The following is a 24,775-nucleotide window of genomic DNA, read 5'->3' on the forward strand; positions in this document are numbered from 1 at the left end:
TCGATCCTTACGCTTTAGAAGACAATTCTTCGATGGTGTGGAATTGGTTGGTGTAGATACAGATGTCACCCGCAATGCTGAGTGATTTCTCAACGATATCGCGGGCGCTCAGTTCTGTATTTTCCAGCAACGCACGGGCAGAGGCCTGAGCGTAAGGACCACCGGAACCGATGGCAATCAGGTCATTTTCTGGCTGGATCACGTCACCGTTGCCGCTGATGATCAGGGATGCATTTTCATCGGCGACGGCCAGCAGTGCTTCGAGACGGCGCAGCATGCGGTCGGTGCGCCAGTCTTTTGCCAGTTCCACAGCGGCTTTCACCAGATGGCCCTGATACATTTCCAGCTTGCGTTCGAACAGCTCAAACAGCGTGAAAGCGTCAGCGGTGCCGCCCGCGAAACCGGCTATGACTTTGTCATGATACAGGCGACGTACTTTCTTCACGTTGCCTTTCATCACCGTATTTCCCAATGTGGCCTGACCATCACCACCGATAACGACCTGGCCGTTGCGGCGTACACTTACAATTGTTGTCACGAGCAGTTCCTCGTTGCAGACGGAAAAGATCCCCGCGCACTGTGTGAGACCAAGGTGTCACACAAGTGTACGAGGCATATTGAATTAATAGATTGGGGATTAAAACGGGTTTTCAACCCCCGGTAGTGAGGGGAATGCAGCCGGAGATACCTGCGCTCTTCAGGCGTGACAGAGTGCCATCGGCACCTGAGCGATTATTGTAAGGGCCTATGACAACACGATTCCAGCCACCGCCGGTGGTTATCCGGCCTTCAAAGCCTTCAAATGCCAGTTTTGCGCGCTGAGATTCAGCCTGATCTGTACCTTTGAACGAACCACACTGCACCATAAACTTCTGAGTTTTTTCCTGCTCTTTCGGTTTATCCTTTGGCTTCTCTGGCACTGCCTGAGTGATCACCGCCGGTTGTTGAGTCTGCTGTGGTATTTGCTCTTTTGGTTTTGGCTGAACTGGCTGAGTCTGCGGTGCACGAACCGGTTGAGCCGGAGCAGTTTGCTGCATATTTTTTGGTGTAGTTTGTTGCTGAATATAAGGCTGCTGGCTGGTGGTCTGCCGTTGAACAGGCGCGCTATGAGCACCCTGAGTTTGGTCGTTATACGGTACCTCAGACAGGGTGGTTGGCTGCTGGCGCATATCGGCCTGCATCTGTTCAAGTAATTGACGCTGCTCCGGCGTCAGTTGGGTTTTCGTCTGTACTTCACCACCGGCAGTTGGCTCGGTTGGCGCAGCGACACCCATCTGCCGGTTTTCCAACTCTTTAATGTAACGCCAGCGTTCTTCCGGTTTAGGCGGCAAGCCGTTGCCAGGCCGTACAGGGTGCATCGGCAGAATCGCAGCATCTTCAGCTTTGTTGTGCGTAATAAAATAGAGACCACCGATAAACACCACCAAGACCGCAACGGCTAATACCACCATGGTTTTGGAGATCATCGGGGAACTGCTTTTTTTCTTCCGGCTGGTACTTTTCCGCCGCGCTCCAGAGCGCCCACGGCTTACATAGTCTCTTTGTGCCACTATCGTTTCGCTGTGTCGTTGTAATGAGAGAAGTGCGTCATGTTACTCAACCCTGAACCTTTACTGAAAAGAAAACTTGCTGAAGTAGAAACATTTTATCAGCGCTTGGGGGCAGCAGTACTGCCACGGACGATCAGTTCGCTTTCCAGCAAACGCGAGCCACTATGTACTGTATTGCCGTACAACTGTTCAAGTAATAATAACATGGCTTGACGCCCAAGCTGGAATCTTGGCTGTGCCACGGTGGTCAACGGAGGATCGAAGTACTGGCTAAGTTTAATATCATCAAAGCCGACAACCGATAAATCCTGCGGGATGTGTAGACCCATTTTCTTCGCCTGATACATGGCACCAATTGCCATGACGTCGTTATGGCAGAAAATAGCCGTCGGTGGCACCGGCTGACTCATCAGTTCGGCAAGCGCCAATGCACCTGATTCGTAACTGAAATCGCCTTTTGCCGTATAGCTGCTTTCCACCATCAGTCCGTTACGGCGTAAAGCCTGAATGTATCCCTGCGACCGGTACTGGCATAGCGGCATGTTGTCTGGTCCGGCAATACACCCTATACGCTGGTGGCCCAGACCAATCAGGTAATGTACGGCTTCATAGGCAGCAGTCAGATTGTCGATATGCACGGTGGGTAATTCGAGTTCTGGTGCGAATTCATTTGCCATCACCATGGGAGGTAAATTGCGTTGCTCTTCTTTGCTGGCATCAAAAGGCAAATCAGACCCGAGCAACAGCATGCCGTCGATCTGCTTGGTGATAATCAGATTGATGAAGGTTTTTTCCTGCTGATTCTGCTGCGCACAGTCGCCGATCAACACCAGATAACCATTCTCAGCGGCCGTACGCTCGATCCCCTGGATCACATCAGCGAAATAGGGATCGCAGATATCCGGAACGATCACCAGGATAGTCCGGGATTCATTGCGTTTCAGGTTGCGAGACAGCGCATGAGGAGAATAGCCGACCTCGACGACGGCCAGTTCCACTTTTTGGCGGGTTGTGGCCGATACTTTTTCTGGATTCATCAATGCGCGAGATACTGTCGCTGTCGAAACACCTGCCATTTCTGCCACATCTTTCATGGTGGCGGCGGCTAACTCTTTCTTTTCGTCCAACGCCCCTCTCCTTGCAACTGCATCATTCTGATTCGACAACATGAATTCATCCTCAACGCTACCCTGGTTCCCTGAGATTCAACCTGTATTAATCCGTCGCTTAGCGCGTCCGGCTTACAGAGGCTGCGTAGCTCATCACATTCTAAACAGTTTGTGGTTAGGATTTGTTACCTAATTTGCATGAAAAGTGTGACCCAGATGCTTTTTTTTCGATCCATCATGCAGAAAACATGAGGTCTTTCGTATATCAGCTGTCAATGGGGTCAACATCCAGCGTCCATTTCACCTTTCTTGACTGCGGTAAATTTGCAATCAAAGGTTGAGAACTTTTAATCAAATGCTGCAAAATGCGGCGGGATGGATGCTGCAAAAGCAGTTGCCAGCGGAAGCGACCATTACGCTTGGCCGCCAGTGCGGGGACCGGGCCTAAAATCCACAGAGATTCATCTTTCAGCGGGCTGGCCTCAAATAAATTACGCAGCTGCTGTAAAAATAGCGCAGATTGCTGATTGTCGTGATCTTCCGAACGAATCAATATGTGGCTGGTGTAAGGCGGTAAAAACACGCTTTTGCGTTCTGCCAGCGTTTGCCTGGCAAAGGCGTCGTAGCCGTGCTCAAGCAACCCTTTCAGCAACGGATGGTCGGGGTGGTGAGTTTGTAGCACCACTTCGCCTTGCTTACCTGCACGGCCCGCCCGCCCTGAAACCTGCGTGTAAAGCTGAGCGAAACGTTCAGCAGAACGAAAATCGGCCGAGAACAAAGCACCATCGACATCAAGCAGTGACACCAGCGTGACATCCGGGAAGTGGTGGCCTTTGGCCAGCATTTGTGTGCCGATGAGGATCCGGGCACCGCCGCGATGCACTTCCGCCAAATGCTGTTCCAGTGAGCCTTTGCGGCTGGTGGTATCTCGGTCGATGCGGGTGATGGGCGTGTCAGGAAAGAGCGGTGCCAGTTCGTGCTCAAGCTGCTCAGTGCCTACGCCGACGGAGACCAACTGCGTAGAGCCACAATCCGGGCATTGATGAGGAACGGTGCGCTGGCTATCGCAATGGTGACAGCGTAATTGACGCTGATTCTGATGCAGCGTGTAGTAGTGATCGCAGCGCTGACACTCGGCTATCCAGCCACACTCATGGCATAACAGCGCGGGGGCGTAACCACGGCGGTTAAGGAACAGCATTACCTGATTGTCAGCTTTCAGATGTTGCTGCATACGCTGGATCAGCGGTTGCGAAAGGCCAACTTTCAGCGGCATACCTTTCAGGTCTATCAGATGCTGTTGTGGCGGTTTTGCATTACCAGCACGTTTGGTCAGCTTCAGTTGGCGATATTTACCCAGTTCTACGTTATGCAGTGTTTCCAGTGCGGGCGTTGCGGAGCCCATGATGATTGGAATATTTTCTTCGTGCGCGCGAAAAACCGCTAAATCACGAGCATGGTAACGCCAGCCTTCCTGTTGCTTATAGGAGCCGTCATGCTCTTCATCAATAATAATCACGCCCAGCCGCGCAAAAGGCGTAAATAAGGAAGAGCGCGTGCCGATGACAATACCGACTTCGCCATTACGTGCGCGCAGCCAAACGGCCAGACGCTCACTGTCATTCAACCCGGAGTGCAGAACATCGACTGGGGCGCTAAACCTTTCGCGGAAACGGGCAATCGTCTGTGGCGTCAGGCCTATTTCCGGCACCATCACCAATGCCTGACGGCCCTGCGCCAGAATGTTTTCCAGCACGCTCAGGTAAACTTCTGTTTTTCCTGAACCTGTAACGCCCGCTAGCAACCAAGCGGAGAATTGCTGATCTTCGCTGCGAATCGCCCCGACGGCGGTGGCCTGTTCGGTATTCAACCGCAGGCGTTCTCCGATAATGGTGAAATCCTTTCGCCAGTCCTGGGTGGCGGGCGCGATACTGCGCAAATCTGCCAGCCCTTTGGCACGCAGTGCCTGAAGGGCTGCGTCGGTCAGTTCGAGGTCATTCACCTGATGGCGATAAACCCCACCTTGCATCAGCGCCGCCATGGCCTGCTGTTGCTTGGCTGCCCGTTTCAGGCTGTCGAGCGGGGTAGCTCGCCCTTGTTCGGTGGCGAACCATTGCCATAACGGCGTCAGTTCTGCAGGCTTTCCCTGGCGCAACAAGACGGGAAGGGCATGAAACAGCACTTCGCCCAGCGGAAAGTGGTAATACTCCGTCGCCCAAAGAAGAATGCGCCACAAATCTGGGGTAAAAAGGCTGGATGAATCGAGAACGTCTCGCACTGCTTTAAGTTTATCAAGACCGAATTCGCTGGTCTCGCTGATGCCCGTCACAATGCCAATTGCGTCGCGTTTACCAAAAGGCACGCTGACGCGACAACCTTTCACCACCTGCAACCCTTCAGGTAAGAGATAGTCAAATGTGCGGGAGAGCGGAACGGGTAGCGCAACGTGGGCAACAGGCATCAGAGGGTCCAGACTTTAAAAAAATGACGAGATAGTGTACACTGCGCCACTCGAAATGCATGAACATCATTGCGCGGCCCAGTTAGATTCTGTATGATTCGCCGCCTTTGATGCATTTCGCATCAAAGCCTAATCATCCACTACTACGCGTGGTGTCCGACAAAACAGGGTTGGATAGCGACGCGGCCTTAAGAAGAGGTTTCCATGAAACAAGGTATTCACCCTAAATACGTAGAGATTACTGCATCTTGCTCATGCGGTAACGTTATCAAAACTCACTCAACTGTGGGTCACGATCTGAACCTAGACGTGTGTGGCGAATGCCACCCGTTCTACACTGGTAAGCAACGTGAAGTCGCTACCGGTGGCCGTGTTGACCGCTTCAACAAGCGTTTCAGCATGCCAAGCAGCAAGTAATCGCTGTTTGAGAGCAAAAAAACCCGCTTCGGCGGGTTTTTTGTTGCCTGTTATTCAGTCAAAACGTCACTTTATTGATCGGGCGGGCCGTTCTCACAGCCAATGATGCCTGCACGAGGGAGCGCACAGGCTGTTCATTGCATCGTCTAATATTCCCAGGTATCAGGATCCACACCCAGTTCACGCATCAGGATCTTCGCCGCTTCCGGTATTTCATCACTGCGTTCTTTGCGCAGATCTTCGTCATTCGGCAAAGGCTGACCGGTAAAGGCGTGCAGGAAAGCCTCACACAACAATTCACTGTTGGTCGCATGACGCAGGTTGTTCACCTGGCGACGGGTGCGTTCATCGGTGAGAATTTTGAGGACTTTCAGCGGAATGGATACCGTAATTTTCTTAACTTGTTCGCTTTTCTTACCGTGTTCAGCGTAAGGGCTGACATATTCGCCGTTCCACTCAGCCATGGGACACCTTAAATTTATCAAAAAAAATAATAGTCTGAAAACCGAGGGATTATGCCCGATTTTCGCTGATCTCACTAAATAAATGTCCCTCAGGGACCGGTTAATATCAGAGAAATGTGCGCTGTGCTATTCATTCGGTTCACGTGCTGGTCTGTCTACGTACTACCTGAACACTCTGAGACTGATAACGCTATAATTTTAGCGGGTATTGCCCTGTTGCTCAATCTATACGCAAAGAAGTTTAGATGTCCAGATGTATTGACGTCTATACTGGCAGCGATTAATCTTGATCACCCATCCTCAGCATCCTGGCAGGAAGAAACAACTATGACGCTCAAGCAAGCGACAATTGTAGTCGGCAGTGGCCTGAACAATGACCAGCAATATGGCTGTGTCGTTCCCCCGATCCATCTTTCCAGCACCTACAATTTCGAAGATTTTAATCAGCCAAGAGCCCATGACTATTCACGACGCGGAAATCCGTCGCGTGACGTCGTTCAGCGCGCCCTGGCCGATCTCGAAGGCGGAGCGGATGCGGTGATGACCAGCAGTGGTATGTCTGCGATTCATTTAGTGTGCACGGTGTTTCTCAAGCCCGGCGATCTGCTGGTTGCGCCTCATGACTGTTATGGCGGTAGCTACCGTCTGTTTGACAGCCTGAGCAAGCGCGGTGCTTACCGTGTGCTGTTCGTCGATCAGGGAAACCCGCAGGCGCTGGCCGCTGCACTGGCTGAAAAGCCTAAGCTGGTGCTGATTGAGACGCCAAGTAATCCGCTGCTGCGGGTTGTGGATATTCAGGCGATTTGCGATGCCTCGCACGCTGCCGGCGCACTGACCGTCGTCGATAACACCTTCCTCAGCCCGGTGCTGCAGCAACCGTTGAAACTTGGTGCGGATTTAGTGGTCCATTCTTGTACTAAATATCTGAATGGTCACTCTGACGTTGTCGCCGGAACGGTGATTGCCAAAACGGCTGAGCACGCAACAGAACTTGCCTGGTGGGCCAATAACATTGGCGTGACTGGTGCTGCCTTTGACAGTTATTTGCTGCTTCGCGGGCTGCGCACGTTGACGGTACGCGTAAAACAACAGCAGGAAAATGCGCTGGCCATTGTTACTTATTTACAGCAACAACCCTTGGTGAAAAAGCTGTATCATCCTTCCCTGCCAGAGAACCAAGGGCACGAGATTGCCTGCCGCCAGCAGTATGGCTTTGGCGCTATGATTAGTTTTGAATTTGACGGAGATGAAGCCCATTTGCGGCATTTCCTCTCCGAATTGAAGCTGTTTACCCTCGCAGAATCGCTGGGCGGTGTTGAGAGTTTGATTTCCCACACGGCGACCATGACCCACGCGGGCATGGCACCGGAGGCGCGTAAAGCCGCCGGGATATCTGACAGCCTGCTCAGGGTTTCTGTCGGTCTTGAAGACAGCGAAGATTTGATTGCCGATCTGGAGCACGCATTCCAGGCGGCGGTAACGAGGTAAGTATGAATGCAATAGCGGTAGCAGCACCGGCGGGAAGCCGGCAGTTGCATAAGTTTGGTGGTAGCAGTCTGGCGGACGTGAAATGTTACTTGCGCGTGGTCGGGATCATGGCCGAGTACGGTAACCCGGGCGACATAATGGTGGTATCTGCAGCAGGCAGCACCACTAACCAGCTGATCAGCTGGCTCAAGCTCAGCCAGACCGATCGCCTGTCGGCGCATCAGGTTCAGCAGGCCTTGCGCCGTTATCAAAGTGATCTGATCGCCGGTCTTCTGCCACCGGAAATGGCAGAACCGCTTATTGGAAAATTTATCCAGGATCTCGAACGTCTGGCGACTTTGCTGGATGGCAACATCACCGAGGCGGTGTATGCCGAGGTGGTCGGGCATGGTGAAGTCTGGTCTGCACGCCTGATGGCCGCGCTGCTGGCAATGAAAGATCTGCCGGCTGCCTGGCTTGATGCGCGTGAGTTTCTGCGTGCAGAACGCGCTGCCCAACCTCAGGTCGATGAAGGGCGTTCATACCCGCTATTGCAACAACTTCTTGCGCAGCATCCACAGCAATATCTGGTCGTGACAGGTTTTATCTCGCGTAACGAAGCGGGCGAAACGGTGCTGCTGGGCCGTAACGGCAGTGACTACTCTGCCACGCAGATTGGCGCGCTGGCAGGCGTCAACCGTGTCACCATTTGGAGCGACGTCGCTGGGGTTTACAGCGCTGACCCCCGCAAAGTAAAAGATGCTTGTTTGCTGCCTTTATTACGTCTTGATGAAGCCAGTGAACTGGCCCGTTTGGCCGCACCGGTTCTGCATACCCGAACTCTGCAGCCCGTTTCCGGCAGCGATATTGACCTGCAACTGCGCTGTAGCTATCAGCCGGAACAGGGTTCAACCCGTATTGAACGCGTGCTGGCCTCCGGGACCGGCGCGAAAATCGTCACCAGTCATGATGACATCTGCCTGATTGAGATTGTTATCCCTTCGCAACACGACTTCCAGTTGGCCTATAAAGATGTCCAACTGCTGCTTAAGCGTGCTCAGGTCAAACCGCTGGCTACCGGCATTCATCCCGATCGTAACCTGCTACAACTCTGCTACACCTCGGAAGTGGTCGGCAGTGCTTTGCAGGCGTTGGAAGAAGCAGGCTTGCCAGGTCGTTTATCGTTACGCGAAGGATTGGCACTGGTGGCACTGGTGGGTGCTGGTGTCTGTAAGAACCCGCTGCACAGTCACCGTTTTTATCAGGAATTGAAAGATCAACCGGTCGAATTTATCTGGCAGGCAGAAGATGGCATCAGTCTGGTGGCGGTACTCCGCCTTGGGCCGACCGAACATCTGGTTCAGGGTTTACACAACACGCTGTTCCGCGCGGAAAAACGTATCGGCCTGATGTTGTTCGGCAAAGGCAACATCGGTTCACGCTGGCTCGAACTCTTTGCCCGTGAACAAAAAAACATTTCCGCCCGCAGCGGTTTTGAATTCTTTCTGGCAGGCGTTGTGGACAGTAAACGCAGCCTGTTGAGTTATGACGGGCTGGATGCCAGCCGCGCGCTAGCATTCTTTGACAATGAAGCGCAGGACCATGATGAAGAGTCTCTGTTTCTGTGGATGCGGGCGCATCCCTATGATGATTTAGTGGTGCTGGACGTCACCGCGAGTGCCGAGTTGGCCGATCAGTATCTGGATTTCGCCAGCTATGGTTTTCACGTCATCAGCGCCAATAAAGTCGCTGGTGCGTCCAGCAGCAATCAGTACCGTCAGATCCGTGACGCCTTCGCCAAAACGGGTAGCCATTGGCTGTATAACGCCACCGTCGGTGCCGGTTTACCGGTCAACCATACGGTGCGTGACCTGCGCGACAGCGGCGACAGCATTCTGGCGATCAGCGGGATTTTCTCCGGCACTTTGTCATGGCTGTTCCTGCAATTCGACGGCACGCTGCCTTTCACCGAGCTGGTGGATTTAGCCTGGCAGCAAGGGCTAACGGAACCGGATCCACGGGTCGACCTGTCTGGTCAGGATGTGATGCGTAAACTGGTGATTTTGGCGCGTGAAGCGGGCTATGATATCGAACCTACCCAGGTGCGAGTTGAGTCTCTGGTGCCGCTCGGCTGTGAAATCGGCTCAGTAGATCAGTTCTTTGAAGACGGAGACGCACTGAATCAGCAAATGCTGCAACGTCTGGAGGCGGCACAGGAAATGGGACTGGTGCTGCGTTACGTGGCGAGATTTGATGCGAACGGCAAAGCGCGAGTTGGTGTTGAAGCCGTGCGCGACGACCATCCGCTAGCGTCATTACTGCCTTGCGATAACGTATTTGCCATCGAAAGCCGCTGGTATCGCGACAACCCGTTAGTGATACGCGGGCCAGGTGCTGGACGTGATGTCACCGCTGGCGCGTTACAATCTGACCTTAACCGGCTGACGCAATTGCTATAATTCTTCTGCTCCCCTTCGCCGGGGGAGCAGCTAAAAGCCAAACCTGAAAGTGGTTCGTTCGGCTCCTTCCCCTCTCACGAGAGGAAGGTTGGGATGGGGAACGTGAAATTCCCTCAATATGAGTGAAGATTAATCATATGCGGATGCATGTTTGCCGTTGACAGCTTTGCTGACTTCCTTCATTGTCTATCCATACGTTTAGACGTCTAGACGCTTATTATATACAACGAAGTGAGCCACGAGGTAGAGAGCATGAGTTTTTTCCACGCCAACCAGCGCGAAGCATTGAACCAGAATCTGGCCGAGCTGCAAGGCCAGATTAACGTCTCTTTTGAATTTTTCCCGCCGCGTACCAGCGAAATGGAAGATACGTTGTGGAGCTCAATCGATCGTCTAAGCAGCCTCAAGCCAAAATTTGTTTCTGTCACTTACGGCGCTAACTCAGGCGAGCGTGACCGGACGCACAGCATCATTAAAGGAATTAAAGATCGTACTGGTCTGGAAGCTGCACCGCATTTGACCTGCGTTGATGCCAGTCGCGAAGAGCTGATTCAAATTGCAGAAGATTATTGGCAGAGCGGTATTCGACACATTGTGGCGCTGCGTGGTGATTTACCCCCGGGTGGCGGTAAACCTGACCTTTATGCCACCGATCTGGTGCATTTGCTGAAGGGCGTGGGTGATTTTGATATCTCAGTCGCGGCTTATCCGGAAGTTCACCCAGAAGCCAAAAGCGCTCAGGCTGACCTGATTAATCTTAAACGTAAAATCGATGCCGGTGCCAACCGTGCCATTACTCAGTTCTTTTTCGACGTCGAAAGTTATCTGCGTTTTCGTGATCGCTGCGCCGGGCAGGGCATCGACGTGGAGATCGTCCCAGGCATTCTGCCGGTGTCGAATTTTAAACAGTTGACCCGTTTTGCCACCATGACCAACGTACGCGTGCCAAACTGGATGACCAGCATGTTTGAAGGACTGGATGATGACGCCGAAACCCGCAAAATGGTGGGTGCCAATATCGCAATGGACATGGTGAAAATCCTCAGCCGTGAAGGCGTGAAGGATTTCCATTTCTACACCCTCAACCGCGCCGAGATGAGCTACGCTATCTGCCATACGTTGGGTGTTCGTCCGGAAGCCGCTGCGCCGATCCGCGCCGTGGTCTAATCCTCTCTTCAGACAACGTTTTCTGACATAAATATCAGGCGAAAAAAAACCAGCATAATCGCCGGTTTTTTGTTTTTGTCGTTCTGCTAGCCGGTGTTACGCATACCTGCTGCCACACCTGCGATAGTCACCATCAGCGCCTGTTCAACACGAGCATCAGGCGTTTGGCCCTCTTTTTCCAGCTGACGCGAACGATGCAGCAATTCAGCCTGCAGGACGTTCAGCGGATCAGTATAGACATTACGTAGCGCGATAGATTCGGCAATCCACGGCAGATCGGCCATCAGATGGTCATCATTAGAAATCGCCAATACCACTTTAATATCGTTTGCCAACTGCTCACGCAGCTTTTGTCCGAGCGGCCAAAGTTCTTTATCCACCAAGCGTTGATCATAGTATTCCGCCAGCCACAGATCGGCCTTGGCAAACACCATTTCAAGCATACCGATGCGGGTTGAGAAGAACGGCCAGTCGCGGCACATAGATTCCAGCTCATCGCGTTTACCTGCATCCACCACGGCTTGCAGACCGGCACCTGCGCCTAACCAGGCAGGCAGCATCAGGCGGTTTTGCGTCCAGGCGAAGATCCAGGGAATAGCACGCAGGCTTTCGACGCCGCCGTTGGCTTTACGTTTTGCCGGGCGTGAACCCAATGGCAATTTCCCCAGTTCCTGCTCCGGCGTTGCGGCGCGGAAATAGGGCACGAAGTCTTTGTTTTCGCGCACATAGCCGCGGTACATGTTGCAGGATACGTCAGACAGCTGTTCCATGATATCCACCCAGGCCTTTTTAGGTTCCGGAGGTGGCAGCAGGTTGGCTTCCAAAATCGCACCAGTATAGAGCGCAAGGCTGCTGATAGTGACTTCAGGCAGGCCAAATTTGAAACGTATCATCTCGCCCTGTTCGGTCACGCGCAGGCCGCCTTTCAGGCTGCCCGGCGGTTGTGACAGCAGTGCCGCGTGGGCAGGTGCGCCGCCGCGACCAATCGAGCCGCCGCGTCCGTGGAACAGCGTCAACAGAACACCGGCTTTCTCACAGGTTTTGATCAGCGCATCCTGCGCGCGGTATTGTGCCCATGATGCTGCCATTACGCCCGCATCTTTCGCGGAGTCGGAATAACCGATCATCACCATCTGCTTGCCCTGAATACAGCCACGGTACCAGTCGATACTCAGCAATTGGGTCATGACGGAATCAGCATTGTTCAGGTCGTCTAGGGTTTCGAACAGCGGTGCGACGGGTAGTGCGAACGGACAGCCCGCCTCTTTCAACAGTAAATGTACCGCAAGCACGTCTGACGGGGTTTTTGCCATCGAAATCACGTAGGCGGCAATTGACCCTTCCGGCGCTTCGGCGATGACCTGACAGGTGTCGAGCACTTCTTTGGTGAACTCGCTTGGCTCCCAGAAACGCGGCACCAGTGGACGCTGAGAATTCAGTTCGCGGATCAGGAATGCCTGTTTGTCAGACTCTGACCAGCTTTCGTAGTCACCAAGGCCCAGATAGCGGGTGATCTCGGCAATCGCGTCGGTATGACGGGTGCTCTCCTGACGAATATCTATACGTACTAACGGCACGCCGAAACAGCGCACGCGGCGCAGTGTATCCAGCAACTGGCCGTTAGCAATAATGCCCATGCCGCAAGCTTGCAGCGACTGGTAACACGCGTATAGCGGCTCCCAAAGCTGCTCATTGTTCACCAGTAAATCATGCGGGGCTGGCATGCGCTCGCCTTTCAGACGCGCTTCCAGATAGGCTTGGGTGGAAAGTAGCTGAGTACGCAAACGTTTCATAATCACGCGGTAAGCTTCAGTCTCACTTTCGGCATCGGCGAGTGCTCGCAACTCTGGTGTACACTCGGTCATGGAAAGTTCGGAAACCAGTACCGCGATGTCGCGCAGGAACAGGTCAGTGGCCTTCCAGCGGCTCAGCAGTAGCACGTGGCGGGTGATGTCGGCGGTGACGTTTGGGTTGCCGTCGCGGTCGCCGCCCATCCATGATGTGAAGCGCACCGGTACGGCCTCAACTGGCATTTTGTAGTCGAGCGAGGTTTCCAGTTGTTCGTTGAATTCACGCAAGAAAGCAGGAACGCCTTCCCAAAGACTGTTTTCAACTACCGCAAAACCCCATTTGGCTTCATCAATCGGAGACGGACGATATTTGCGGATTTCATCGGTATGCCATGACTGGGCGATCAGCTGGCGCAGACGGCGCATGATCTGTTTGCGTTCGTAGTCAGCCAGATCGTTATGGTCGAGTTGCTTTAGGCAGCTGTTCACTTCGACCAGTTTGTGGATCAGTGTCCGGCGGGCAATTTCGGTCGGGTGTGCGGTTAACACCAGCTCGATGGAAAGTTGTTCAACCGCGTCACGCAGTTGCTGGGAAGTCAGATTTTTGGACTTCAAACGATCAATCAGTTGCGCCAGTGCATCCGGATTACTCGCGGCTTCGCCGTGTGGCGAAATGCTGTGATATTGCTCAGCAACATTGGTTAAATTCAAAAATTGGCTGAAAGCACGGGCCACAGGCAGCAGTTCATCGTTGGACAAATTTTGCAGCGTGGAAAGCAACTCCTGACGATCTGCATCATTACCGGCACGTGAGGATTTGGATAACTTACGAATTTTCTCAACACGGTCAAGGATCTGCTCTCCCAGCGTATCTTTGATCGTGTCGCCAAGCAGTTTCCCTAAGGTACTGACATTACTACGCATTGCGGAATATTGTTCGTTCATATCGCCTCTGACCCGTTCTCATATTTAAAATTATATTTTGTAAATAAACATCACCCGTTAGACGCTTTCGCCATAATTCATTTTTACGCTGCGAACGTGATCACATTTTCAAAAACAGCACCTGTTTTACCGCAAAAATGCCCATTCCCTCACTAGAAAAATGGTGTTTTAGGCAAATTCACTGAATTTTCATCATCACCAGCCACATATCAGTTTGGCTAATCGCGCTTTTGTACAGTATCAAAGGACACCCGCAGGTACTCTGTTTGTTTCTGTCGCCTTGGAAATACAGAATTAGTGGTAGCAGAAATGGTTCACAACCTGTGTGATCAACTCGCGGGTTGGTTTGATAAATGCAGTATCAAGGTATTCATCTGGCTGATGCGCCTGTTCTATTGAACCGGGGCCAAGCACCAGCGTCGGGCAGAGTTCCTGAATGAACGGCGCTTCGGTGCAGTAGTTGACGATCTCGGTTTCCACGCCGAGCAACTTTTCCACTACCTGAACCAACGGGTGGTCCGGCGGACATTCATATCCAGGAATCGGTGGATGTAACGCTTCTATGGCCACCCGGCCCGGCCAGCGGCTGCTTACCGGTTCCAGCGCTTCCTGAAGCAAACCGTCAAGGTCAGAGAGCGTCAGTCCCGGCAGCGGGCGGATGTCCATGTGCAATTCGCAGCAGGCACAGATGCGATTGGCCGCGTCACCACCGCTGATATGGCCGAAGTTCATGGTTGGATAAGGAATAACAAAACCGCTGTGGTTGTAACGCTGTTTCAGCGTATTACGTAGGCCAATCAGCTGGGTGATCGACTCATGCATCAGGTCGATAGCATTAACGCCACGACCAGGGTCGCTGGAGTGACCGGATTGACCGGTTATGCGTATCGCATTCGAGATGTGGCCTTTATGCGCACGTACCGGTTTCAGGGACGTCGGTTCGCCGATGATCGCGCAGTCCGGACGAATTGCGGTATTCCTGGAAAAATAGCTGGCACCGGCCATGGTGGTTTCTTCATCGGCGGTTGCCAGAATATATAGCGGTTTAGTCAGTTTGCTGGTATCGATATCACGTAGTGCATCGAGGATAAAAGCAAAGAAACCTTTCATGTCTGCTGTACCCAAACCGTACAGCTTATTTTCGTGTTCGGTCAGGGTAAAAGGGTCGCGGGTCCAGCGGCCATTGTCATAAGGAACCGTATCGGTATGACCTGCCAATAACAAGCCGCCTGCGCCTTCACCTATGCTTGCCAACATATTGAATTTATTGTGGGTGTTGGGCACCGATTGAATCTCAACCTTAAAACCGAGATCGCGGAACCAGCCAGCCAACACATTGATTAAGGTTTCATTACTCTGATCCAATGCGCTGTCTGTAGCACTGATCGAGGGTATCGCGATTAATGCCCGGTATAGCTCAATAAAAGGAGGTAATTTCATCTTCATTGTTGACAGCCTTTAGTTAGGGTAGTATTCATATTCATGCAGTTTATGTGAATAAAAATACAATAAACCAGAGCGTAAGGAAACCGGAAGTTTTACCGGCCCTGTAAAACGAAATGGTTGAAAATCTCGCGGGTGAACGGCGTATAACGCGGTGAACCCTGTTACCTAAAGAAGTACGCTGTGTTGCAGAGCAATACGGTTAAGTTGAGAAGGTGAACAGACCCCATGTTAAATACGCTGATTGTTGGTGCCACTGGTTATGCAGGAGCTGAACTCGCGACCTACCTGAGCCGCCATCCACATATGAACATAACCGGTTTAACGGTTTCAGCGCAAAGTGCAGATGCAGGGAAATTACTTTCTGATTTGCACCCTCACTTGAAAGGCATCGTTGATCTGCCTGTTTTAGCGATGAAGGATGTGCAGGAAGCTGCGAAAGGCGTTGATGTTGTTTTCCTCGCAACGGCTCATGAAGTCAGCCACGACTTAGCGCCGCAGTTTCTGGCTGCCGGTTGTGTGGTGTTTGATCTCTCCGGCGCGTTCCGCGTCAAAAAACCTGAGTTTTACGCCGAATTTTACGGCTTTGAGCACCAGCATATCGACTGGCTGGACAAAGCGGTGTACGGCCTGGCCGAATGGCAGGCTGACAAAATCAAAGAGGCACAGTTGATCGCTGTTCCGGGCTGCTATCCGACGGCTTCACAACTGGCGATCAAACCTTTGCTCGAAAATGATCTGCTTAATGACAGCCAGTGGCCGGTGATTAACGCCACCAGCGGCGTCAGCGGTGCAGGGCGCAAAGCCTCTATTGGCAACAGTTTCTGTGAAGTTAGCCTAAAGCCATATGGCCTGTTCAACCACCGTCATCACCCCGAAATTGTTGAGCACCTTGGCGTGCCGGTGATTTTCACTCCACATTTAGGTAATTTCCCACGCGGTATTCTTGCTACCATCACCTGCCGTCTGAAAGCGGGGGTGACGGAGCAGGATGTTGCGCAAGCTTTCCACAATGCCTATCACGATAAACCTCTGGTACGTTTATACGCCAAAGGTGTTCCGGCACTGAAAGATGTGGTCGGGTTGCCGTTCTGTGATATCGGTTTTGCAGTTAAAGGGGAACATCTGATTGTTGTCGCGACCGAAGATAATCTGCTTAAAGGCGCATCAGCGCAGGCAGTGCAGTGCCTGAACCTGCGATTTGGTTTCCCCGAAACGCTCTCCCTGATTTGATAAATATTACATTAAAGTCAAATACTTATTTTTTAACCGATTGAGGCGCAAACAGCTATGAATCCGTTAGTCATTAAATTAGGTGGTGTGTTACTGGACAATGAAGAAGCGCTCGAGCGCCTGTTCATGGCGCTGGTGACTTATCGCCAGCAATATCAGCGCCCATTGGTTATCGTTCACGGTGGTGGCTGTTTGGTCGATGAGCTGATGAAAAAGCTTAACCTGCCGGTGGTTAAAAAAGCCGGTCTGCGTGTCACCCCAGCTGACCAGATTGATATTATTACCGGTGCACTGGCTGGCAGCGCGAATAAAGCCCTACTTGCGTGGGCGATTAAAAATAATATCAATGCGGTTGGCCTGTCGCTGGCCGATGGCGGTTCTGTCAGTGTGACGAAGTTGAGTGAAGAGCTGGGTAATGTCGGTAAAGCCGAAGCCGGTTCTCCGGTGCTGATTAACATGCTGACCGGGTCAGGCTATCTGCCGATTGTCAGTTCTATCGGTATCACCGCGTCTGGTGAGCTGATGAACGTCAACGCCGATCAGGCTGCGACGGCCCTTGCGGAAACGCTGGGCGCAGATTTAATCCTGCTGTCAGATGTCAGTGGTATTCTCGATGGCAAAGGCCAGCGTATTCCTCAGATGTCGGCGCAAGAAGCCGAGTTGCTGATTGAGCAGGGTATTATTACCGACGGCATGATTGTTAAAGTTCACGCCGCGCTGGACGCAGCCCGTACGCTTGGACGCCCGGTGGACATTGCCAGCTGGCGTCACGCCGAGCAGTTACCGGCACTTTTTAACGGTACCGCGATCGGCACCCGAATTCTGGCGTGATCGCCGTATGTAAAACCCCATTGACCGACTTGTTGAATCAATAAAATTTTTAAAGGAAATCATCATGGTAGCAACCAAAGGCATCAAGAAAATTGTTCTGGCTTACTCCGGCGGCCTGGACACCTCAGCGATCATTCCATGGCTGAAAGAAAACTATGGCGACTGCGAAGTTGTGGCGTTTGTGGCTGATATTGGTCAGGAACGTGGCGATCTGGAAGGTATTGAACAAAAGGCTCTGCGTACCGGTGCCTCTGAATGCCACGTGGTTGATCTACGTGAAGAGTTCATCAAAGAGTACGTTTATCCGGTGCTGAAATCAGGTGCTCTGTACGAAGGCAGCTATCTGCTCGGTACTTCAATGGCGCGTCCGTTGATTGCGAAGGCACAGGTTGAGCTCGCACTGAAAGTTGGCGCAGATGCACTGTGTCACGGTGCGACCGGTAAAGGTAATGATCAGGTGCGTTTCGAAACCACCTACACTGCGCTGGCACCACAGTTGAAAGTGGTTGCGCCATGGCGTGAGTGGGATCTGCGTTCCCGTGAAGCCCTGCTGGATTACCTGAAAGAGCGTAATATTCCAACCACCGCATCGCTGGAAAAAATCTATAGCCGTGACGAAAATGCATGGCACATCTCCACCGAAGGTGGTGTGCTCGAAAGCCCGTGGAATGCAGCTAACAAAGATTGTTGGGCATGGACTGTTGCTCCGGAAGATGCACCGGACCAGGCTGAAACCGTTACCGTTAAAGTGGAAAAAGGCGAAGTCGTTGCAGTAAACGGCGTAGAACTCAGCCCGTTCCAGTGCCTCGAAGCGCTGAACGTACTCGGTGTGAAACATGGCATCGGTCGTATCGACATTGTTGAAAACCGCCTGGTCGGCATTAAATCCCGTGGCTGCTACGAAACCCCGGGCGGCACCATCATGATGGCGGCATTGCGTGGCGTTGAGCAGTTGGTTCTGGATCGCGACAGCTTTAAATGGCGTGAGCAGTTGGGCCATGAAATGTCTTACGTGGTTTACGATGGCCGCTGGTTTGCACCACTGCGTGAGTCTATTCAGGCTGCTGCAGATGCACTGGCTGAAGACGTTAATGGCGAAGTGGTCATCAAACTCTACAAAGGCACAGCCTCAGCGATTCAGAAAAAATCGCCGAACAGCATGTACTCTGAAGAGTTTGCCACCTTTGGTGAAGACGAAGTGTATGACCACAGCCACGCGGGCGGCTTTATTCGTCTGTTCTCGTTGTCATCACGCATTCGCGCACTGAACGCTAAGAAATAAGATAGGCTATTTTACTTGCCATTTTTGGGCTTGGGCAGTGCTCGAAATCCTCATGTACTGTATGTACGCTGCGGTTTCTGCGCGCTGTCCGCACCCAAACTGGCTGTGACAATAACGCCTGTTTACGGATTACATTAAGGGCGCACAGGCTGCGTCCTTTTGCATACATTTCAGGAGGAGATTTTATGGCACTTTGGGGCGGACGTTTCAGCCAGGCAGCCGATCAACGGTTTAAAGAGTTAAACGATTCACTACGCTTTGATTACCGGCTGGCAGAGCAGGATATCGTCGGGTCAGTGGCCTGGTCAAAAGCGCTGGTGACAGTCAATGTACTGACCGCTGACGAACAGCTACAGCTTGAAGAAGCATTGAATATCTTGCTGGAAGAAGTCCGTGCTAACTCGCGTGCTATTTTGGAAAGCGATGCTGAGGATATTCACAGCTGGGTTGAGCAGAAGTTAATCGACAAAGTCGGCAACCTCGGCAAGAAATTGCACACCGGCCGTAGCCGTAACGACCAGGTAGCAACTGACCTCAAGCTGTGGTGCAAAGAGCAGGTGGTTGAACTGCAACTGGCGGTAAAACAGCTGCAACATGCATTAGTGGAAACGGCTGAAGCTAATCAGGATGCCGTTATGCCGGGCTATACGCATTTACAACGTGCTCAGCCGGTAACGTTCGCCCACTGGTGCATGGCTTATGTAGAAATGCTGGCGCGTGATGAGAGCCGTCTACAAGATACCCTGAAACGCCTAGATGTTAGCCCGCTGGGCAGTGGCGCATTGGCTGGTACCGCCTATCCGATGGATCGCGAACAGCTGGCTGGTTGGTTAGGTTTTGCTTCAGCCACCCGCAATAGCCTGGACAGCGTGTCTGACCGCGACCACGTGCTGGAACTGCTTTCTAATGCATCGATAAGCATGGTTCACCTGTCGCGTTTTGCCGAAGATTTGATTTTCTTCAACAGCGGCGAAGCGGCTTTTGTTGACCTGTCAGATCGCGTGACCTCGGGCTCATCACTGATGCCACAGAAGAAAAACCCAGACGCACTGGAGTTGATTCGTGGCAAATGTGGCCGCGTGCAAGGCGCACTGACCGGCATGATGATGACCATGAAGGGCCTGCCGCTGGCGTACAACAAAGATATGCAGGAAGACAAAGAGGGGCTGTTTGACGCGCTCGATACCTGGATGGATTGCCTGAACATGGCTGCACTGGTGCTGGATGGCATTCAGGTGAAGCGTCCGCGTGCGAAAGAAGCCGCTCAGCAGGGTTACGCTAACTCCACCGAACTGGCGGATTATCTGGTCGCTAAAGGTATTCCTTTCCGTGAAGCGCACCATATTGTTGGCGAAGTTGTTGTGGAAGCTATTGCTCAAAGCAAAGCGCTGGAAGCTTTGACGCTGGCAGACTTGCAGAAGTTTAGCAGCGTGATTGGCGACGATGTATACCCGATCCTCGAACTGCAATCCTGCCTCGACAAGCGCGCAGCGAAGGGAGGGGTCTCGCCTGAGCAGGTTGCGTTGGCGATCGGTGAAGCGAAAGCACGCTTGGCATAACTTTTATCGTAGACGTGAAGAATAAAAAAAGCGGGCACCAAGCCCGCCAATGTGTTCACGTCGTCATATTTCATTTTGTCTTAATGCGTTGTCTTATTGCGCCAATTCGCACACTTCAGCTTCGCTGTTCAGATAGACATCCAGATCGTCGCTTCCACCGATGTGGCGACCGCCTATAAAGACTTGTGGCACAGTTGCTCGGCCTGTAATAGCACGCAGACTCACCGTGGTCGCATCTTTGCCTAATACAACTTCTTCGTATTGAATACTACGTTCCTGTAGCATTTGTTTGGCTTTTGAGCAGAAAGGGCAGCCCGGTTTGGTGAAGACAGAAACGGATTCCTGCACTTTAAAATCTGGGGCCAGGTATTTGAGCATGGTGTCTGCATCAGAAACTTCAAACGGGTCGCCTGGTTTGTTAGGTTCGACAAACATTTTTTCTACCACGCCGTTACGCACCAGCATGGAGTAACGCCACGAACGCGGACCGAAGCCTAAATCAGCTTTCTTGACCAGCATATCCATGCCTTTAGTGAATTCACCGTTGCCGTCAGGAATGAAGGTGATATTGGCCGCGCTCTGCTCGGATTTCCATGCATTCATGACGAAAGTATCGTTGACAGAAACGCACAGAATGCTGTCTACGCCGTGACGCTTAAATACGCCAGCCAGTTCGTTATAGCGTGGCAAGTGGCTTGAGGAACAGGTCGGGGTGAAGGCACCCGGCAATGAAAACAGAATGACCGTTTTATTTTTAAACAGTTCATCACTGGTGAGATCGACCCATTGATCGCCCTGACGAGTATGGAATGTAACTTGTGGTACTGGCTTCCCTTCGTGATTAGCAAACATTAATAACCTCTTAATTAATAAAAATAAAATCGGCTTTATAGCTATGTTCTTTTGATGGAGACATTATTAACGATTATTGTTGATAGTTATAATCGTTGATTGCTATCTTATCTATCGTTGCGAACTATCGGTGGACCCGTTACGGGAATGGAGGATAAATGAATATTCGTGATTTAGAGTATCTGGTGGCACTGGCTGAATTTCGCCATTTTCGCCGTGCAGCTGATTCTTGCCATGTGAGCCAGCCGACCTTGAGTGGACAGATCCGCAAACTGGAAGATGAACTGGGTGTGATGCTGCTGGAAAGAACCAGCCGCAAGGTACTTTTCACTCAGGCAGGTTTATTGCTGGTAGACCAGGCGCGGACGGTGCTTCGTGAAGTCAAAGTATTGCGCGAAATGGCTAGCCAACAGGGCGAGGCGATGTCCGGGCCGCTGCATATCGGGTTGATCCCAACGGTCGGGCCTTATTTGCTGCCACAAATTATTCCCACGCTGCACAAAACTTTTCCAAAACTGGAGATGTACCTGCATGAAGCGCAAACCCAGCAACTGCTTGCGCAGCTTGATAGCGGAAAGCTGGACTGTGCAATTTTAGCGCTGGTTAAAGAGAGTGAGGCATTTATCGAAGTACCGCTGTTTGATGAGCCGATGAAACTGGCGATTTATGATGAGCATTCTTGGGCATCGCGCGATCGCGTGGCCATGGCTGATCTGGCTGGTGAGAAGTTGTTGATGCTGGAAGATGGGCACTGCCTGCGCGATCAAGCTCTGGGGTTCTGTTTCCAGGCTGGGGCAGACGAGGACACGCATTTTCGTGCTACCAGTCTTGAAACGTTGCGCAATATGGTGGCCGCTGGTAGCGGCATCACGTTGTTACCCGCGCTGGCTGTGCCGAAAGAGCGCAGCCGCGACGGCGTAACCTATCTGGTGTGTGACAAGCCGGAACCGAGACGGACCATTGCTTTGGTCTATCGTCCCGGTTCCCCGCTGCGTGGTCGCTATGAGCAACTTGCAGAGGCCATTAAGGTTCACATGCAGGCTCATATGGACGCCGTGGCGTTAAAACAGGCGGTTTAAGCCGTTTAGCGCTGCAACACGATAGGCTTCGGCCATGGTCGGGTAGTTGAAGGTCGTATTAACGAAATACTCGATAGTATTACCTTCGCCTTTCTGTTCCATGATCGCCTGGCCTATGTGGATGATTTCCGCCGCGCGCTCTCCAAAGCAGTGAATTCCGAGTATTTCCTTGGTTTCACGATGAAATAGCAGCTTCAGGCTACCCACATTCATACCGGCAATCTGCGCGCGGGCCAGATGTTTAAACTGCGCGCGACCCACTTCGTACGGTACTCTCATCGCCGTAAGTTCCTGTTCGGTTTTGCCGACGGAGCTGATTTCTGGAATGGTATAAATGCCGGTCGGAATGTTTTCGATTAAATGCACTTTTGCTTCACCTTGGATCATCGCCTGAGCGGCAATGCGTCCCTGGTCGTAAGCGGCAGAAGCCAGACTCGGGTAGCCAATCACATCGCCGACCGCATAAATATGCGACAGTGCCGTCTGGTACATGCTGTTTACTTTCAGCAAACCTCGGCTGTCGGCGACCAGCCCAATATTTTCCAGACCCAGATTGTCGGTGTTACCTGTGCGTCCGTTGGCGTACAACAGTGCATCCGCTTTCACTTTCTTACCGGATTTCAGATGCATGATCACGCCATCTTCGACCCCTTCGATTTTCTCGAACTCTTCATTGTGGCGAATGACCACGCCGTTATTCCAGAAGTGGTAGGAAAGGGCATCCGACATCTCCTGATCAAGGAATGACAGTAATCTGTCACGCGTGTTGATTAAATCGACTTTTACGTTTAATCCACGGAAGATCGACGCATATTCGCACCCAATAACCCCTGCGCCGTAGATGATCACATGCCGCGGCTCATGGCTCAGTTCGAGAATTAAATCGCTGTCGTAAATACGCGGATGATTGAAATCAACGTCGTGCGGACGATAAGGACGTGAGCCACAGGCGATAATGATGTTGTCTGCGGTGATCTGTTCATGGGTACCATCGGCGAAACGGACATTGATCGTATGTTCATCAACGAAGCTGGCATCGCCGGAAATAAGCTGGCATTGATTACGTTCGTAGAATCCCTGACGCATACGGGTCTGCTGATTAATCACTGTATCGGCATGGCGCAATATGTCAGGAAAGCTAGAACTCATGGTGCGTGAGTTGTCGCTGTAGAGCGGGTTCTGGTTAAATTCGATAATTCGGCTGACGGCGTGACGCAGGGCTTTGGAAGGGATAGTACCCCAGTGAGTACAGCCGCCACCGACGTTATTATAGCGTTCGATGACCGCAACTCTGGCCCCTTGTTTAACCAGTCCCATTGCGGCGCCTTCTCCGCCAGGGCCGGAGCCAATGATGATGGCATCAAAATGAGATTGCTGTTGCATGGTTCGAAACCTATTTTTATACAAAATAACAACGAGAAAGTAACATATTAGTCCGGTTTTCCCTACGCTGAGTTGTCAAATCGTGGGAAAACTGCAACATTCTGACCCACTTTATGCTGCGGTTTCTTTCACTCGGGCGATCAAAAACTTTGGTATAGTGAAATTGCATTGGGCAAACCGTTAAATAAGAAGAAAAAATTCCGTATGAAGGTTATGGGCGTAAGAGCACAACAAAAAGAGCGTACGCGTCGCTCACTGATTGAGGCGGCATTTAGCCAACTCAGTGCTGAACGCAGCTTTGCCAGTTTGAGTTTGCGTGAAGTGTCCCGTGAGGCGGGGATCGCGCCGACCTCATTTTACCGGCATTTCCGTGACGTCGATGAACTCGGTCTGACCATGGTAGATGAGAGCGGCTTAATGCTTCGTCAACTGATGCGTCAGGCACGTCAGCGTATTGCCAAAGGTGGCAGCGTGATCCGTACTTCTGTTTCCACCTTTATGGAGTTCATTGGTAATAATCCTAATGCTTTTCGCCTGCTATTGCGTGAACGTTCCGGTACTTCTTCGGCCTTCCGTGCCGCTGTTGCTCGTGAAATTCAGCACTTCATTGCGGAACTTGCTGACTATCTGCAACTCGAAAACCATATGCCGCGCAGTTTTACCGAAGCGCAGGCAGAAGCCATGGTCATTATCGTGTTCAACGCCGGTGCCGAGGCACTTGATGTGGACATAGCCCAGCGGCGTCAGCTGGAAGAAAGGTTGGTGCTGCAGCTACGCATGATTTCCAAAGGCGCGTATTACTGGTATCGCCGTCAGCAGGAGAGAACGGCGTTGTCTCCCATCAATAAGCCCAGAGGTATAGAAAATGACTCAACAAGCGAACCAAGATAATGGCACCTTGGTCCTGGCTTTGATTTCCGGGCTGTCTATCAGCGGCACGTTCGCTGCGTTTTTCAGCCCCGTCGTTACATTTTCTATTTTTCCGATCATTACACTGGTGCTGGCCCTCTATTGCCTACATCTGCGCTACCATCAGGGTGAAATGTCCAAAGGCTTACCGACCCTGGCCGCCATCAGTTTCCTACTGGGGATGTTGCTGCATAGCACGATTATACGAGCAGAATATCCGCAGATCGGGTCCAATTTCCTGCCGTCAGTGATTTGCGTTGTGTTGTTCTTCTGGATTGGCGCGAAGCTGAAGAAGCGTAAATCTGATCGCATTTGATGTCGACTTCCTGCTGATGTGTGTCGCAAAAGGCACGTCGCAAAAAAGTTATAGAGGGC

General features: G+C 52.0%; 20 protein-coding genes. 11 read left to right on the plus strand and 9 right to left on the minus strand.

Annotated elements, in window-relative coordinates:
• Window positions 1-7: 7 nt before the first annotated feature.
• The 4 genes from hslV to priA all read right to left on the minus strand — a co-directional run bounded on the left by hslV (window position 8) and on the right by priA (window position 5,120).
• Window positions 8-538, minus strand: coding sequence for an ATP-dependent protease subunit HslV (hslV, locus tag ACMV8I_RS17945; RefSeq protein ID WP_498866561.1), 531 nt, complete (start codon window positions 536-538; stop codon window positions 8-10).
• Window positions 539-650: 112 nt separating this feature from the next.
• A complete protein-coding gene (ftsN, locus tag ACMV8I_RS17950) occupies window positions 651-1,550 on the minus strand; it encodes a cell division protein FtsN (RefSeq protein WP_498866562.1) in 900 nt (299 codons plus the stop codon).
• Window positions 1,551-1,648: 98 nt separating this feature from the next.
• Entirely contained in the window at window positions 1,649-2,677 is a 1,029-nt protein-coding gene (gene cytR / locus ACMV8I_RS17955) for a DNA-binding transcriptional regulator CytR (RefSeq protein ID WP_498866584.1), read from the minus strand.
• 247 nt (window positions 2,678-2,924) lie between these two features.
• Window positions 2,925-5,120, minus strand: a complete 2,196-nt coding sequence (gene priA, locus ACMV8I_RS17960; RefSeq protein WP_498866563.1) for a primosomal protein N' — start codon at window positions 5,118-5,120, stop codon at window positions 2,925-2,927.
• Window positions 5,121-5,324: 204 nt separating this feature from the next.
• On the opposite strand from priA, the gene rpmE reads away from it, so the two are divergent.
• The gene (rpmE, locus tag ACMV8I_RS17965) at window positions 5,325-5,537 is read left to right on the plus strand and encodes a 50S ribosomal protein L31 (RefSeq protein ID WP_188474934.1); all 213 of its coding nucleotides are present in this window, start codon (window positions 5,325-5,327) and stop codon (window positions 5,535-5,537) included.
• Window positions 5,538-5,683: 146 nt separating this feature from the next.
• On the opposite strand, the gene metJ is transcribed toward rpmE, so the two are convergent.
• Window positions 5,684-6,001, minus strand: coding sequence for a met regulon transcriptional regulator MetJ (gene metJ, locus ACMV8I_RS17970; RefSeq protein ID WP_004392248.1), 318 nt, complete (start codon window positions 5,999-6,001; stop codon window positions 5,684-5,686).
• A gap of 327 nt (window positions 6,002-6,328) precedes the next feature.
• Here metJ and metB point away from each other — a divergent pair, with 327 nt between their 5' ends.
• The 3 genes from metB to metF all read left to right on the plus strand — a co-directional run bounded on the left by metB (window position 6,329) and on the right by metF (window position 11,094).
• On the plus strand, window positions 6,329-7,489 hold the full coding sequence (gene metB / locus ACMV8I_RS17975) for a cystathionine gamma-synthase (RefSeq protein WP_498866564.1): 1,161 nt from the start codon (window positions 6,329-6,331) through the stop codon (window positions 7,487-7,489).
• Window positions 7,490-7,491: 2 nt separating this feature from the next.
• Window positions 7,492-9,927 carry a bifunctional aspartate kinase/homoserine dehydrogenase II gene (locus tag ACMV8I_RS17980; protein ID WP_498866565.1) on the plus strand — a complete coding sequence of 812 codons (2,436 nt, stop codon included), beginning with the start codon at window positions 7,492-7,494 and terminating at the stop codon, window positions 9,925-9,927.
• 252 nt (window positions 9,928-10,179) lie between these two features.
• Window positions 10,180-11,094 (plus strand): methylenetetrahydrofolate reductase, encoded by a 915-nt coding sequence (gene metF / locus ACMV8I_RS17985; protein WP_498866566.1) that lies wholly within the window; start codon window positions 10,180-10,182, stop codon window positions 11,092-11,094.
• Between the two features lie 86 nt (window positions 11,095-11,180).
• On the opposite strand, the gene ppc is transcribed toward metF, so the two are convergent.
• The gene (gene ppc, locus ACMV8I_RS17990; protein ID WP_498866567.1) at window positions 11,181-13,829 is read right to left on the minus strand and encodes a phosphoenolpyruvate carboxylase; all 2,649 of its coding nucleotides are present in this window, start codon (window positions 13,827-13,829) and stop codon (window positions 11,181-11,183) included.
• A gap of 294 nt (window positions 13,830-14,123) precedes the next feature.
• Window positions 14,124-15,275 carry an acetylornithine deacetylase gene (argE, locus tag ACMV8I_RS17995; protein ID WP_498866568.1) on the minus strand — a complete coding sequence of 384 codons (1,152 nt, stop codon included), beginning with the start codon at window positions 15,273-15,275 and terminating at the stop codon, window positions 14,124-14,126.
• Between the two features lie 225 nt (window positions 15,276-15,500).
• On the opposite strand from argE, the gene argC reads away from it, so the two are divergent.
• The 4 genes from argC (at window position 15,501) to argH (ending at window position 20,177) form a co-directional block, all read left to right on the plus strand.
• Complete coding sequence (argC, locus tag ACMV8I_RS18000) at window positions 15,501-16,505, plus strand: N-acetyl-gamma-glutamyl-phosphate reductase (RefSeq protein ID WP_498866569.1); 1,005 nt, start codon at window positions 15,501-15,503, stop codon at window positions 16,503-16,505.
• Window positions 16,506-16,562: 57 nt separating this feature from the next.
• The gene (gene argB, locus ACMV8I_RS18005; RefSeq protein WP_498866570.1) at window positions 16,563-17,336 is read left to right on the plus strand and encodes an acetylglutamate kinase; all 774 of its coding nucleotides are present in this window, start codon (window positions 16,563-16,565) and stop codon (window positions 17,334-17,336) included.
• A 64-nt stretch (window positions 17,337-17,400) separates the two neighbouring features.
• Window positions 17,401-18,618, plus strand: coding sequence for an argininosuccinate synthase (locus ACMV8I_RS18010; RefSeq protein ID WP_498866571.1), 1,218 nt, complete (start codon window positions 17,401-17,403; stop codon window positions 18,616-18,618).
• 185 nt (window positions 18,619-18,803) lie between these two features.
• Entirely contained in the window at window positions 18,804-20,177 is a 1,374-nt protein-coding gene (gene argH / locus ACMV8I_RS18015; protein WP_498866572.1) for an argininosuccinate lyase, read from the plus strand.
• 93 nt (window positions 20,178-20,270) lie between these two features.
• Here argH and ACMV8I_RS18020 read toward each other — a convergent pair whose 3' ends face one another.
• The gene (locus ACMV8I_RS18020; RefSeq protein WP_498866573.1) at window positions 20,271-21,029 is read right to left on the minus strand and encodes a glutathione peroxidase; all 759 of its coding nucleotides are present in this window, start codon (window positions 21,027-21,029) and stop codon (window positions 20,271-20,273) included.
• A 158-nt stretch (window positions 21,030-21,187) separates the two neighbouring features.
• Between ACMV8I_RS18020 and oxyR the strand changes: the two genes are divergently transcribed.
• The gene (oxyR, locus tag ACMV8I_RS18025) at window positions 21,188-22,108 is read left to right on the plus strand and encodes a DNA-binding transcriptional regulator OxyR (protein WP_498866574.1); all 921 of its coding nucleotides are present in this window, start codon (window positions 21,188-21,190) and stop codon (window positions 22,106-22,108) included.
• Here the strand turns inward: oxyR and sthA are convergent.
• Complete coding sequence (gene sthA / locus ACMV8I_RS18030) at window positions 22,091-23,491, minus strand: Si-specific NAD(P)(+) transhydrogenase (RefSeq protein WP_498866575.1); 1,401 nt, start codon at window positions 23,489-23,491, stop codon at window positions 22,091-22,093. The genes oxyR and sthA overlap by 18 nt on opposite strands.
• A gap of 213 nt (window positions 23,492-23,704) precedes the next feature.
• On the opposite strand from sthA, the gene fabR reads away from it, so the two are divergent.
• Window positions 23,705-24,382 carry an HTH-type transcriptional repressor FabR gene (fabR, locus tag ACMV8I_RS18035; RefSeq protein ID WP_498866585.1) on the plus strand — a complete coding sequence of 226 codons (678 nt, stop codon included), beginning with the start codon at window positions 23,705-23,707 and terminating at the stop codon, window positions 24,380-24,382.
• Window positions 24,357-24,716 (plus strand): YijD family membrane protein, encoded by a 360-nt coding sequence (locus ACMV8I_RS18040; protein WP_498866576.1) that lies wholly within the window; start codon window positions 24,357-24,359, stop codon window positions 24,714-24,716. Before fabR ends, ACMV8I_RS18040 begins: the two co-directional genes overlap by 26 nt.
• Window positions 24,717-24,775: the final 59 nt, after the last annotated feature.

Source organism: Ewingella sp. S1.OA.A_B6 (assembly GCF_049889095.1).
Lineage (GTDB): Bacteria > Pseudomonadota > Gammaproteobacteria > Enterobacterales > Enterobacteriaceae > Ewingella.